12 protein-coding genes and 1 tRNA gene are annotated in these 12,610 nt (G+C 35.7%); 7 read left to right on the top strand and 6 right to left on the bottom strand.

The features are described from left to right. Nucleotide 1: 1 nt before the first annotated feature. Entirely contained in the window at nucleotides 2–1,171 is a 1,170-nt protein-coding gene (locus tag AC6EI0_RS09600) for a DegT/DnrJ/EryC1/StrS family aminotransferase (RefSeq protein WP_498522310.1), read from the bottom strand. A 52-nt stretch (nucleotides 1,172–1,223) separates the two neighbouring features. Next, nucleotides 1,224–1,844 (bottom strand): thioredoxin family protein, encoded by a 621-nt coding sequence (locus tag AC6EI0_RS09595; RefSeq protein ID WP_498522309.1) that lies wholly within the window; start codon nucleotides 1,842–1,844, stop codon nucleotides 1,224–1,226. 118 nt (nucleotides 1,845–1,962) lie between these two features. On the opposite strand from AC6EI0_RS09595, the gene fabI reads away from it, so the two are divergent. From fabI to AC6EI0_RS09580, 3 genes are all read left to right on the top strand, one after another. Then, the gene (gene fabI / locus AC6EI0_RS09590; protein ID WP_498522308.1) at nucleotides 1,963–2,745 is read left to right on the top strand and encodes an enoyl-ACP reductase FabI; all 783 of its coding nucleotides are present in this window, start codon (nucleotides 1,963–1,965) and stop codon (nucleotides 2,743–2,745) included. A gap of 30 nt (nucleotides 2,746–2,775) precedes the next feature. Beyond that, nucleotides 2,776–3,387 carry an imidazoleglycerol-phosphate dehydratase HisB gene (gene hisB / locus AC6EI0_RS09585; protein WP_498522307.1) on the top strand — a complete coding sequence of 204 codons (612 nt, stop codon included), beginning with the start codon at nucleotides 2,776–2,778 and terminating at the stop codon, nucleotides 3,385–3,387. Nucleotides 3,388–3,474: 87 nt separating this feature from the next. Further along, the gene (locus tag AC6EI0_RS09580; protein WP_498522306.1) at nucleotides 3,475–4,968 is read left to right on the top strand and encodes a carotenoid oxygenase family protein; all 1,494 of its coding nucleotides are present in this window, start codon (nucleotides 3,475–3,477) and stop codon (nucleotides 4,966–4,968) included. Nucleotides 4,969–5,009: 41 nt separating this feature from the next. Here the strand turns inward: AC6EI0_RS09580 and rdgB are convergent, their stop codons facing one another. Together rdgB and AC6EI0_RS09570 are read right to left on the bottom strand one after the other, a co-directional pair. After that, nucleotides 5,010–5,588, bottom strand: a complete 579-nt coding sequence (rdgB, locus tag AC6EI0_RS09575) for an RdgB/HAM1 family non-canonical purine NTP pyrophosphatase (protein WP_498522305.1) — start codon at nucleotides 5,586–5,588, stop codon at nucleotides 5,010–5,012. Beyond that, entirely contained in the window at nucleotides 5,581–7,041 is a 1,461-nt protein-coding gene (locus AC6EI0_RS09570; protein ID WP_498522304.1) for a phosphoglucomutase/phosphomannomutase family protein, read from the bottom strand. The genes rdgB and AC6EI0_RS09570 overlap by 8 nt, the downstream gene beginning before the upstream one ends. A 51-nt stretch (nucleotides 7,042–7,092) precedes the next feature. On the opposite strand from AC6EI0_RS09570, the gene AC6EI0_RS09565 reads away from it, so the two are divergent. Further along, nucleotides 7,093–8,547: a TM0106 family RecB-like putative nuclease gene (locus tag AC6EI0_RS09565; RefSeq protein WP_498522303.1), complete on the top strand. Its 1,455-nt coding sequence runs from the start codon at nucleotides 7,093–7,095 to the stop codon at nucleotides 8,545–8,547. A 15-nt stretch (nucleotides 8,548–8,562) separates the two neighbouring features. On the opposite strand, the gene ygfZ is transcribed toward AC6EI0_RS09565, so the two are convergent. Together ygfZ and pyrE are read right to left on the bottom strand one after the other, a co-directional pair. Further along, nucleotides 8,563–9,411, bottom strand: a complete 849-nt coding sequence (gene ygfZ / locus AC6EI0_RS09560) for a CAF17-like 4Fe-4S cluster assembly/insertion protein YgfZ (RefSeq protein ID WP_498522302.1) — start codon at nucleotides 9,409–9,411, stop codon at nucleotides 8,563–8,565. Beyond that, nucleotides 9,411–9,989, bottom strand: coding sequence for an orotate phosphoribosyltransferase (pyrE, locus tag AC6EI0_RS09555; protein ID WP_498523535.1), 579 nt, complete (start codon nucleotides 9,987–9,989; stop codon nucleotides 9,411–9,413). The genes ygfZ and pyrE overlap by 1 nt, the downstream gene beginning before the upstream one ends. A 109-nt stretch (nucleotides 9,990–10,098) precedes the next feature. Between pyrE and AC6EI0_RS09550 the strand changes: the two genes are divergently transcribed. The 3 genes from AC6EI0_RS09550 (at nucleotide 10,099) to AC6EI0_RS09540 (ending at nucleotide 12,496) form a co-directional block, all read left to right on the top strand. Continuing rightward, a tRNA-Ile gene (locus AC6EI0_RS09550) sits at nucleotides 10,099–10,171 on the top strand. 13 nt (nucleotides 10,172–10,184) lie between these two features. Beyond that, nucleotides 10,185–11,453, top strand: coding sequence for a hemolysin family protein (locus AC6EI0_RS09545; protein ID WP_498522301.1), 1,269 nt, complete (start codon nucleotides 10,185–10,187; stop codon nucleotides 11,451–11,453). Nucleotides 11,454–11,473: 20 nt separating this feature from the next. Beyond that, on the top strand, nucleotides 11,474–12,496 hold the full coding sequence (locus AC6EI0_RS09540; protein WP_498522300.1) for a Gfo/Idh/MocA family oxidoreductase: 1,023 nt from the start codon (nucleotides 11,474–11,476) through the stop codon (nucleotides 12,494–12,496). Nucleotides 12,497–12,610: the final 114 nt, after the last annotated feature.

Here is a 12,610-nt window from a genome sequence, read left to right as displayed (position 1 = left end):
ATTATTTTTTATAAATTTCCTTGATTTTATCAATTACATATGATTGCTCAATAGATTTCAACTCGGGAAAAATAGGTAAACTAATCACCTCACTACATACTTTTTCAGTGACAGGAAGAGAACCTTCCTTATACCCTAACTCTTGATATGCAGGCTGGAGATGTATGGGTATTGGGTAATAAATTATTGTATTTACTCCAAGCCTTTGAAGTTCAGTTTTAAATAGATCTCTACTAAGATTAGAGAGAACATCCTTGGAAGTAAATTTAGTATTTTCAACAAAAGATTTGTCCATTATTCTTATTGCAAATTGATTCCAAGAATGACTAGAATTATTGTTAAAAGTATAAGATGGTAATTTAATTGAATCTATAGTTGATAAGGTATTTATATAATTAATTGCTATTGCTTTTCTTTGCTCAATCCATTTATTTAATCGAGCTAACTTAACATTTAAGATTGCAGCTTGTAATGAGTCAAGTCTACTATTGTATCCAATTCTTGTATGAAAATATCTCTTTGGCATCCCATGAATAGCTAATTCCCTAATTATTTTTGCCAAATCATAATCATCAGTAGTTATAGCTCCTCCATCTCCTGCTGCACCTAAGTTTTTAGTAGGGAAAAAACTAAAACAACCCACATCCCCATAACTTCCTACGGGTTTACCTCGCCAATGAGCACCAGCTGCTTGCGCACAATCTTCTATAACCTTTAGATTATTTCGTTCAGCAATTTCAATTATTTTATCCATATCTATAGGATGACCAAACAAATGCACAGGCAAAATAGCTTTTGTTTTTGGAGTTATTGCTTCTTCTATTAAATCCAGATCCATAAGATAATTTTCAGGATCAATATCTACAAAAACCGGTCTAGCTCCAACACTTGTAATTGCTTCTGCAGTAGCAAAAAAACTAAATGATGAGGTAATAACCTCATCACCTTGTCCAATATTTAATGACCTTAAAGCAAGAATCAATGCATCAGTTCCACTATTACAACTAACTGAGTAAGAAGTTTCTGTAGCTAAGGCAAAAGCTTTTTCGAAGGAAGTTACCTCTAATCCTCCGATATAAGTTCCGCTTCGAAAAACCTTTATTATAGCTTCTTCAATCTCTTCTCCAATTTCAAAAATTTGAGCTTCAAGGCTAAAAGGAGGTATTTGCATAACTATTTAAATTAAGTTGCAAGAATGAACAATCAAAAAGAAGCTCATTAATTCATCCAAACCACTCAGGCTCCATACCAGGATGCCATTTAATGTTGCAACCAATAGAAGGTTTTTGATGAGATGAAATATCTTCTCCCTTTAGTAATGATCTGAGTGCTAGACGAATATCATCACCAGAAACAGGTATTTCATTGCCTGGACGACTTTCATCCATTTGTCCCCTGTATCTCAATGTTGAGCCTCCATCTGAAGAAGGCCAAAAAATATAAAAATCAGGCGTACATGCGGCTTTAAGCGCCTTTGCTAATTTTTGATCAGAATCGAATAAATATGGGAACTTCCATCCCAGTTGATTAGCTTGAGAAGCAAGGAATTCTGGCGCGTCTTGCGGGTGTGTTTTCACGCTATTGCTAGAAATAGCCAAAAATTGAACGTCATCACCAAAAGAATTGAATAAATTTGTGATTCCACTTTCTACATGTTTAACAAATGGACAATGAGCGCATATGACCATCAAAAACAATGGTCTTTTTGTTAATTCAAAACTACTGATATGAGTAAGACCTTTTAAAGAATCATCCGGAGCAAGGTTCACGCCTGAAACCACATCTAACTCAAAAGCAGGCAACTGAGTTCCTAATGGAAGCATTGTTGAAGCTGTTCGAACCATGATTCTTATACTTTTGGGGTGAAAGGATTACAGAACTTTTAACTATATATTCATTTAACTATGAGTCTTAGCCCTAAATAGGGGACAATTAGTAATACTAACCAAATTAGTCCGAAAGATGCTTCTCGATCTTAGTGGCAAAAAAATCCTTGTTACCGGAATAGCAAACAACAGATCAATTGCCTGGGGCATTGCACAACAGTTAAAAGCAGCTGGAGCTGAACTAGGAATTACATACTTGCCCGATGAAAAAGGTAGATTTGAGGCAAAAGTAAAAGAACTTACGTCTCCTTTAAATCCAAGCCTGTTTTTGCCACTTAATGTGCAAAACTCTTCTCAAATTGAGGAAGTTTTTGAAGCCATTAAAAATCAATGGGGACAGATTGATGGACTAGTTCATTGTCTAGCGTTTGCAGGGAAAGAAGAATTAGTAGGTAATTACAGTGCGACTTCTTCAGAGGGATTCTCCAGAGCCCTAGAAATTAGCGCTTACTCACTCGCCCCACTATGTAAATATGCAAAACCTCTCTTCAGTAAAGGTGCAGGCGTAGTCACTTTGACGTATTTAGGAGCAGAAAGAGCGATTCCCAATTACAACGTAATGGGAGTTGCCAAAGCAGCTTTGGAGGCATCCGTTAGATATCTTTCTGAAGAGCTTGGTCCTGAAAATCAGGTTCGAGTAAATGCTATCAGTGCTGGGCCAATAAGAACTTTAGCGAGTTCAGCTATAGGAGGAATTCTGGACATGATTCATAACGTCGAAGAAAAAGCTCCCCTCAGAAGAACCGTTACTCAAATCGAGGTAGGTAACACCGCTGCTTTCTTGCTTAGCGATCTTTCGAGTGGTATATCAGGACAAACTGTTTATGTTGACGCAGGTTATTGCATAAATGGAATGTAATTCCAAGCCAACTCAAATTGCTAATCAAATATGAAAAAAACTAGAGCAGGAGAGATTAGTAGAAAGACTAAGGAAACTGACGTTTTTGTGAAGATTGATCTTGATGGTTCTGGAAAATGCAGTGCAAATACCGGGATTGGTTTTCTAGACCATATGATCCAACAATTATCTAGTCATGGATTATTTGATATTGAAGTAAGAGCTAATGGAGATACTCACATAGACGATCATCACAGCAATGAAGATGTGGGGATTGCTATTGGACAAGCTTTGTCAAAAGCATTAGGTGATCGAGTTGGAATAAAGCGCTTTGGTCATTTTTTAGCTCCACTTGATGAAGCTCTTATTCAGGTTGTGGTTGATTGTTCCGGTCGGCCACATTTAAGTTTTAATTTAGATATTCCTTCTCAAAAAGTCGGCACTTACGATACTGAGTTGGTTAAAGAATTTTTCGGTGCTGTTGTAAGCAATGGTGGCTTAACTCTCCACATCAAACAACTCGCGGGAAATAATACTCACCACATAATTGAGGCTACTTTTAAATCTTTTGCAAGAGCTCTTCGGATGGCTACTGAAATTGACCCGAGAAGATCAAGTCAAATTCCAAGCAGTAAAGGAGTTCTTGAACAGGCTGGTCAATAGAAACCCCATTTTAATAAATCATTTTGACCTTTAGCTCGCAAAAGTAAGAAGTTTAAGCGAAAATTAAGTTTCAATCCAAGCAAAATAATGGCAGTTAGTTATTTAAAAAGAGAATCATCAGCACAGCAAACAAGCTTCAACAAAGAAGATTGGTCAAGTGCATATTGCAATGTTGACAAAGAATTAGATCAGGCTGAACTCAAACTGGTAAAAGGATCTATTCCTGCGCAAATTTCTGGTACCTTTTATCGAAATGGGCCAGGCAGATTAGAAAGAGGCGGGAGATGGGTCCATCATCCATTTGATGGAGATGGCATGATTGCTGCCTTCAAAGTCGAAAATGGGAAAATAAGCCTGACGAATCGTTTTATTCGTACAAAGGAATGGACAGAAGAAGAAAAATCCCAGAAATTTCTATACCGAGGTGTATTTGGAACTCAAAAAGAAGGCGGAGTATTTGCAAATGCTTTTGATGTAAGGCTAAAAAATATTGCTAATACTCACGTAGTAAAACTTGGAGATAATTTACTAGCTTTATGGGAAGCCTCCAGTCCATATTCACTTAATCCAAATACACTTGAGACCAATGGAATATCTGATTTAAATGGAGTTTTAAAAAAAGGTGAGGCATTTAGTGCTCATCCTCGATTTGACCCTGGCCATCATAAAAGTCAAAGAATGGTCACTTTTGGGGTATCTACAGGTCCTAAAAGCACAATTAGATTGATGGAATTTTCCACAGAGGGAGAAAATATTGGCTCTCTTTTAAGTGATAGAAAAGATTCTTTTAATGGATTTGCGTTCTTGCATGATTTTGCCATAACTCCAAACTGGGCAATATTCCTGCAAAATGCTATTAGTTTTAATCCTCTCCCATTCCTACTTGGACAAAAAGGAGCCGCACAATGTCTAGCCTCCAAACCCGATGGAACCCCAAAATTTTTACTAATTCCAAGGGACTCTGGCAAATTTGCTGGTCAACCTCCAAAATCTGTTAATGCCCCTAAGGGTTTTGTTTTTCATCATCTAAATGCGTGGGAAGACAATGAAAAAATCAATATTGAAAGTATTTTTTATGATGATTTTCCTAGCATTGGACCCGAGGATAATTTTAGAGAAATTGATTTTGATCTTTTACCAGAAGGAATTTTGAAAAGAAGTGAAATCAATCCAATAGACAACACATTTACCTGTTCAACCATAAGCAATCAATGTTGTGAATTTGCAATGGTCAATCCTAATTTTGAAGGACGAAAGGCACGCTTTGGTTGGATGGCAACAGCCGAGCAAAAGGAAGGTAATGGGCCACTCCAAGCTATAAAAAAAATTGATTTAATAGACAATAAAGAAATTAGTTGGAGTGCTGCTCCAAGGGGTTTTGTAAGTGAGCCAATATTTATTCCTTCTAAAGAATCAAAATCAGAAGAAGACAATGGATGGGTAATTTTATTGGTTTGGAATAGCATCAGATCTGGAACTGATTTAATAATTCTTGATTCTAAAGATCTTACTGAAAAAGCTATTCTTGAGGTTCCTATTTCAATTCCCCATGGATTACACGGAAGCTGGGTTGAAAACTAGTAAGAAAAAGATTTTTGACAGCACTAAATCTACTTTTTTATTCAATTTAATAGCTTTTTCAATTCTGGTATGAGCAATTTGAATGCATTCCCCCTATGACCAATGTGCTTCTTTTTTTCGTGATCCATTTCCGCATAAGTCTCACCTAATCCAGAAACTTCAAAAATCGGATCATATCCAAAACCATTTTTCCCTTTCGGGGACAGAGTTATTAAACCTTCGCAAAAGCCTGAGACCTCTATCAGCGCTTTACCCCCACTAGCTATACATAATGCACATTCAAATTTAGCTTTTCTATTTTTAAAAGGTTTTAGCTCTGCTAATAGTTTTTGAATTCTTTCCTCATCTGAATTTGCGTACCTAGAAGAATAAATACCTGGAGCCCCTCCAAGAGACTCAACACTTAAACCAGAGTCGTCAGCAAGAGACAAATTACCTGTTGCCTGACTAACAGCAATCGCCTTGATTCTTGCATTTTCCATAAATGTACTTCCTGTTTCCTCAATTTCAAATCCAACAGGTTGAATCATTAAACTAAATGGAAAATCGTCCAAAAGTTTTTTAAATTCTGCGATTTTACCTTGATTTCCACTTGCAATTACTAGAGGGAGCTTATCCAAAACTATTGTCTAAAAGTTGCTTAGCATAATACAAAGTTGAAGTCACTTCTGTGCTGGATGGAGCTTCACAATAAATTCTTAAAAGAGGCTCTGTTCCAGAGAAGCGAAACATAAGCCAATGACTTTTACCAAGTACAAGTTTTATTCCATCAGTTGAAATAACCTCTAAAACTGATTTATGACCTATTGAAGATGGAGTTTTCTGTTTCAAAAAATTTTCCAAGTTCCTTCTCATTTCCATATCTTTGAGAGTTAAATCAATACGTTCAAAATGACTCTCGCCAAAACGAGCATGAAGAGAATCTATTTTCTCACCCAAGCATTTACTATCAGCCACCATTGACTCCATCAAAAGCAAAGCAGTAAACAAAGCATCACGTTCTGGCAAATGATGCCCAAATCCAACCCCCCCTGACTCCTCTCCACCAATAAGAACTTCTCTCGAAAGCATTTCTTCAGCAATATATTTAAATCCAACTGGCTTCTCGAGCACTTCTCTACCCAAATCCTCCGCAACAAATCGCATCAAGTCAGAGCCACTTACAGTTTTAACGACACAACCTGGCATATTTTTGAATCTTGCTAGATGATCTATCAGAACAGGCATTAACAACTGTGTATTGCAATATCTACCTTTTTCATCTATCGCCGCAATTCGATCTCCATCTCCATCAAAAACTATACCCATGGACAACTTACCCTCTCTGAACGAGTCCTTAACTTCTTTTATTAATTCAGATAAATAAGCTTTCATAGGCTCTGGTGGATTCCCGCCAAAACAAGGATCTCTGTTTGTTCTCAATTCATAAATAAGTTCATCACCATCAGATCCAAATAATTCAGACATGCAGCCCGCAGCAGATCCGTGCATTGGATCAACAAATATTTTCACACCCAATTTTCTCAAGCCATTAGCAATCAAAGGCATGTCAAATTTCTGACTAATCCCCAATAGATGTTGTTTTCGAAAATCAACTCTCTCTGTTGCTTGTTCAATTGGAATTGATATCCCTCCAGCATCTAATCTTTTTTGAACGGAGTCGGTGAAAGAGCTATCAACTGAGCCTCCAAAAGGACCTTTTATTTTCAAACCCAACCATTCGCATGGGTTATGACTTGCTGTAATTACAAGTGCACCAAGTGCATTTTCTTCAACTATTCCCCAACTACAAGAGGGCGTTGGCAGCGCAGAACAAGACAACAAAGGTACTAAATTTACTCCTCTAACTGCAGATGCAACCGCCTCAGCTAGCTCCTCTGCGAGAAAACGTCGATCATAACCAATTATTATTTTATTATTTTTTTTCTCTTTCACATAAGCAAGCTCTTGAGCTGCTGCTGCTGAAACTTTAAGTAATCTTTCCAAAGTAAAATCAACGCCTAATATTCCCCTCCATCCATCTGTTCCGAAAGAAATGTCCTCTTGAGCGAGATTCAACTTTTTCTTTTTCATCTTTATGTTGGCAAACTTTGTTCTTAAAGAAATTCAGATTAATCTCTAAGTATGAAATGTAATAAATCCAAACCAATTAATGATCACCTTTTAAGGAATTGGATTCGATGCAGAAGAAAAGCGTGGCTTGAAATTTATGGTGATAGACAAAAAAAGTTGTGGACCGCTCACAGCACACTTCAATTAAATCATCAAATCGACTGCTTTCATAATCTCTCACAAAAAAGTCATGGGATAGGAATTCAAGCTTGCAAAGAGGGGAAAAATATCGCCTATGGAGTCAGACTTAGATATCCGTTTATTAAAAATAGAATTATCAAAGGAAACTTACCGATTCTAAAGAAGACATCAGGAGAAAGTATTTGGGGTAATTTTTCTTACCAACCTGTTTTAGCTAGGCAAGGTAAAAAAATCACGCGAGAGCATAGATTAATATTTGCAATGCAAGGCTTATTAATAAATAATTTACAAAAATTTGAAGTGAAAAAAGGATTAATCTTACACAAAGAACATAACATTGTTAAGGTCGATAAGATAAGATTAAGTGAAAATATGAATAAAGAATTAATCGATTCATTATTAAATCTAGAGAAAGATATCGAATCAAAAACTCCTCCACCAATAACTTCTAATAGAAAAAAATGTACAATATGCTCTTGGAGAAAAGATTGTGATGCAATATCAAGCAAAGAAGGAAGTCTTAGTGAAGTTAGCGGAATTGGAGCAAAAAGAGAACTATTATTAAACAAAATTGGTATCAAAAATATAGAGGATTTAGCAAGAGTTAAGCATTATCAACTAAAGGAAAAGCTTGAAAGATTTGGCACGCAGCATGGTGATATTTCGAAACAAATTATTTTACAATCGCAATCTAAAATAAGAAACAAGGCAATCAAACTAAATCCTGAAATAACACTCAGTAATTTAAAGGAAGCAAAAGGTTTATATATTTATGATATAGAGTCTGACCCAGATATTAAACATGACTTTTTGCATGGATTTATTCGATTGCCAAAAAAAATTAACAACGAAATCAACTTAGAAAAAACTAAATATTCACCATTACTTAATCTTGAAAAAAACACTGAAAGTTTTCTCTGGAAAAGAATAAATAAAAAGTTAAGTCTTAATAAAGACTATCCCATTATTCATTATGGTGAAACAGAACAAATAGCTTTGCTAAAGCTTGCTTTAAGTCAAGGCGCAAGTCCTCAAGAAATTGAAGTATTAAAAAAAAGATTTATTGATATACATTTATTAGTTAGAAAATTCTGGTGCCTTCCTGTAAGAAACTATGGGCTTAAATCAATCGCAGAACTAATAGGATTCAAATGGGAGCAATCCAATACTGATGGAGCTAGAGCTCTTTTATGGTGGAGACAATGGAAAAAATCGCGTAAACAACATAATAATTACTCTAAAAATCTAAATTCAATATTTAAATATAATCGTGATGATTGCATTGCTACTTTAATGATTGCAAAGTGGTTAATAGATCATGATTGAGAATATCGAAATAGATCAAAAAGGATTAGTAAAAGAGATTGTTTTTTGTATCGTTATAGATTCACCATTTTCAGAAAAACAAACATCCTTATCAATAAAATTATTTTTGATTAAAGCAAGTCCATTAAAGAAGTTATCATCAACCCTAACTGAAGAAGTAACAACTCCTATATTTTTCTTTAATCCTTCATCTTTATTAGTGCTAAAAAACTTTTTACCAATATCAAACTCATTAGATTCTCCATAAGCTTCCCAATAACGTAGTTGATATTTTAGAAATTTAGACCTAAACACTCTTGCCATTGCCTCTTGACCTAGATAGCAGCCTTTATCAAGATTTATAGTATCTGCTAATCCTAATTCATAAGGATTTGTTTCTCCATTGATCTCTCTATCAAAGCTAGGTATTCCTTGTCTTATTTTCCAATTTTCCAATTCTTCTTTAGTAGCTTTTGTAGAGTTAGTTATTTCTCCTAGAATTAAGTCACTATCATCAATCCATCTAAAATTTGATTCCTTCCATGATTTATTATGATTTATTTCTTGTCTTCTTCTGATTGGATCTATAACTTCTAACTTCACTTTATCGGCTGGAAATATAACTGACTCAAATCCATCTCTTATTGAATTAACTTCACCACTAATAATAAGTATCTCAGCCATATTATTTGAAAGTCGAATTTCCAATACAGCTTTTAAAGATCCTTTAGTTGATAGCCAACAACTCATGAATATTTGGTCTAATTCTTTCTTTGCAAAAACATCTGCAGTCGTTTGACCATGCAGAAAAGCAAAAGCACCCTCCCCTTTTAGAAGTAATGCAGGGAATTTCTCGTCCCAAATCAATGATTTAGTTTCTGTCATTACAAGCTTTTAGCTCTTCCAACAATCTCTTTTAAAAAGAAAAGACTATTTAAATCTAAATCAGCTTTTGCCATGGCATCTGCACCACCTTCTTCTCTATCGACTATTGCTAATACTTGCTTAACAAAATAACCTTGATTTCTAAGTTGTTTAACAGCTTTTAAAGAGGAACCACCAGTAGTCACAACATCCTCTAGGACAGTAATCAGAGAACCCTTTGGAGGCAAAGGGCCTTCAAGCCATGCTCCAGTCCCATGTCCTTTGGCTTCTTTCCTTACTATTAAACCGCTTAACTCAATACCTGATTGGGCTGCCAACATCACAACGCCACTAACAAGAGGGTCCGCGCCCAACGTCAATCCAGCTACGCCACTATCACCTGGATTTATTTGTTTGAGGAATAGTGAACTTATCGACAAGAGACCTAGACCAGAGAGAGAGACCGGCTTGCAATTGACATAATGAGAACTTTTTTTCCCGGATGCCAAAGAAAAATCTCCAAACCTATAAGCTTTTTGAGCCAATAACGTTAAAAGAGTTTCTCTTTCGCCATCTAATGAAGGATTCAATGGGGTCATATCTTTATATGCAAGTTTAATTATTAAACATCTTGGTGGGATTAGATATATATTTACTTTAGGCAAACAAATTAACTATTATCAAAAAAAGTTTTTGTTCTGCTTTTTTGGGGGTGTAGCAATCTGGTGAATGCAGCGAACTCATAATTCGCCTTAGGCGAGTTCGATCCTCGCCACCCCCATAGAAATTTATTGATGAGTTTATTACTTCTTTTTATATTGCTCGTAATACCTGCATTTTTTAATGCAGGTCAATTTGCTATTTTGCGACTTCGTTCAACCAAGGTTCAAAGACTGATAGATGATGGACTACCAGGATCCAATTCCATAATTCGTCTTCAGAAAAGGCTTAGAAGAACCCTATTAATAGCAGAGTTAGGAATAACTATTTCATTAATTTCAATTGGTTGGATCTGTAAAAATTTAGCATCTCAATGGTGGGGAAATAATGCTTCAATTAACTATTTTTTAGATCTAGGACTTTTTATTACTGTTGTACTTTTGGCAACTCTTATATCAGGTCTTGTTCCCAAAGCACTAGTTCTTAATCAACCAGAGAATTCTGCTCTAAAATTATCACCTTTAATTGAAGCAGCAATAAAATGGATGTCTCCATTCCTTTCTTTGCTAGAAGGAATTGCTTTACTAATTCTTAGATTGTTTGGACTCAATACTCAGTCAGAAAGTCTGACAACAGCTGCATTCTCTGCAGGAGAATTAGAAAAATTAATTGAAACTGGGGGCGTAACAGGATTAAAACCTGACGAAAGAAACATACTTGAAGGTGTATTTGCTTTAAGAGACACCCAAGTCAGAGAGGTAATGGTTCCCAGGTCAGGAATGGTTACTCTTCCGAAAGAGGTTTCCTTCACACAAATGATGGAAGAAGTTCATAAAACTCGTCATGCAAGATACTTAGTAATTGATGATTCACTCGATAATGTGCTTGGAGTTTTAGACTTGAGGCAACTTGCCGATCCAATAGCCAAAGGGGAAATGCAAGCGAACTCTTCTTTAAAGCCTTACATAAAACCAGTTATTCGTGTTTTAGAAACTTCTACTTTGGCCGAATTACTACCCCTAATAAAAAATGGGAACCCACTCCTATTGGTAGTTGATGAATATGGAGGAACTGAAGGATTAATAACATCAGCAGACTTAACAGGTGAAATCGTTGGTGATGAAATTCAATTTGATAATAAAGAATCTGAGCTAAAACCTATTGATGAATTGAAAAAAATCTGGATTACTTCTGGTGAAATAGAAGTAATAGAATTAAATAGAGAGCTTAAATTAGAATTACCAGAAGCAGATGATCATTATACTCTTGCAGGATTTGTCTTAGAAAAGCTCCAAGAAGTTCCCAACTCAGGTGAAACGTTCGTTCATAATGAAATTGTATTTGAAATTATCTCCATGAAAGGTCCAAGAATAAACAAAGTAAAAATTATCCTTCCTAAATAATAATTAATTAGAAAGTAAGCATGAAAAAACTTTCCAATATGAACGAAAATATTATTCCTGTAAAAGTTGGGGTAATTGGTATTGGAAATATGGGTTGGCACCATGCGAGAGTGCTTAGTCTTTTAAAAGATGCTGAGTTAGTAGGAATTGCAGATTTAGACGAAGAAAGAGGGAAGCTAGCTATGGAACAATTTAATTGTAATTGGTATAAAAATTACAAGGACTTATTACCTAAAGTAGAGGCTGTATGTGTTGCTGTACCTACGTTATTTCACCATGAAGTAGGTCTAGAATGCCTAAACTCTGGCAAACACGTGTTAATTGAAAAACCGATAGCAGCCAATAAAGAAGAAGCGTCATCATTGATTAATGCATCAAACAAAGCAAAAAAGTTATTACAAGTTGGCCACATAGAGAGATTTAATCCAGCTTTTAGAGAATTAACAAAAGTAGTTGCCAATGAAGAGGTTGTAGTTCTTGAAGCCAGAAGGCATAGCCCTCATCCCGAAAGAGCAAATGATGTTTCAGTCGTATTGGACTTAATGATTCACGATATTGATTTAGTTATTGAACTTGCAAATTCAAAAGTGATTAGGCTGGCTGCAGTTGGAGGATGTAGTGAAGATGGACCAATGGATTACGTTAACGCGACACTCGGATTTCAAAATGGGGTGATTGCAAGTCTGACTGCAAGCAAAATGAGTCACAAGAAAATCAGAAGCTTGAGCGCTCATTGCAAACAAAGTCTTATAGAAACAGATTTCCTAAACCACAATATTCACATACACAGAAAGGCCCATGAATGGTACTCAGCTGATCATGGAGAATTACTTTATAGAAACGATGGTTTTATTGAAGAAGTTAGCACAACATCAATTGAGCCATTGTATGCAGAACTGGAGCATTTCTTGCAATGTGTTAGAGGTAAAGAGAAACCAGCCGTCGGGGGGCTTCAAGCCTCTAGAGCACTGCATCTGGCTGATTTAATCGAAAAAGCAGTTTCAATGCCAAGTGAAGACATTCAGCTTGGAGAAGGAATTTAAATAAGCTAGATCAAATATTCAAAAAACTTTTGCCCGATGTTTTACTTCGAGCAAAAGTTTTATTTTGTTAAGAACCTTGAATTGATTACTTAAATTTTAAGAAATCAGAAGAAA

The organism is Prochlorococcus sp. G5PB11 (assembly GCF_059772425.1).
The sequence above is the reverse complement of the archived record's forward strand: the minus strand, read 5'-3'. Positions and strand labels throughout refer to the sequence as shown.

What these genes read in the sequence shown, in the direction of transcription:
- AC6EI0_RS09540 (WP_498522300.1), top strand. Translation starts at nt 11,474, where the DNA reads ATGAAAAAACTTTCCAATATGAACGAAAATATTATTCCTGTAAAAGTT.
- ygfZ (WP_498522302.1), bottom strand. Translation starts at nt 9,411, where the DNA reads ATGACAGAAACTAAATCATTGATTTGGGACGAGAAATTCCCTGCATTA.
- AC6EI0_RS09545 (WP_498522301.1), top strand. Translation starts at nt 10,185, where the DNA reads ATGAGTTTATTACTTCTTTTTATATTGCTCGTAATACCTGCATTTTTT.
- AC6EI0_RS09580 (WP_498522306.1), top strand. Translation starts at nt 3,475, where the DNA reads ATGGCAGTTAGTTATTTAAAAAGAGAATCATCAGCACAGCAAACAAGC.
- AC6EI0_RS09600 (WP_498522310.1), bottom strand. Translation starts at nt 1,171, where the DNA reads ATGCAAATACCTCCTTTTAGCCTTGAAGCTCAAATTTTTGAAATTGGA.
- AC6EI0_RS09565 (WP_498522303.1), top strand. Translation starts at nt 7,093, where the DNA reads ATGAAATGTAATAAATCCAAACCAATTAATGATCACCTTTTAAGGAAT.
- AC6EI0_RS09595 (WP_498522309.1), bottom strand. Translation starts at nt 1,844, where the DNA reads ATGGTTCGAACAGCTTCAACAATGCTTCCATTAGGAACTCAGTTGCCT.
- AC6EI0_RS09570 (WP_498522304.1), bottom strand. Translation starts at nt 7,041, where the DNA reads ATGAAAAAGAAAAAGTTGAATCTCGCTCAAGAGGACATTTCTTTCGGA.
- fabI (WP_498522308.1), top strand. Translation starts at nt 1,963, where the DNA reads ATGCTTCTCGATCTTAGTGGCAAAAAAATCCTTGTTACCGGAATAGCA.
- hisB (WP_498522307.1), top strand. Translation starts at nt 2,776, where the DNA reads ATGAAAAAAACTAGAGCAGGAGAGATTAGTAGAAAGACTAAGGAAACT.
- pyrE (WP_498523535.1), bottom strand. Translation starts at nt 9,989, where the DNA reads ATGACCCCATTGAATCCTTCATTAGATGGCGAAAGAGAAACTCTTTTA.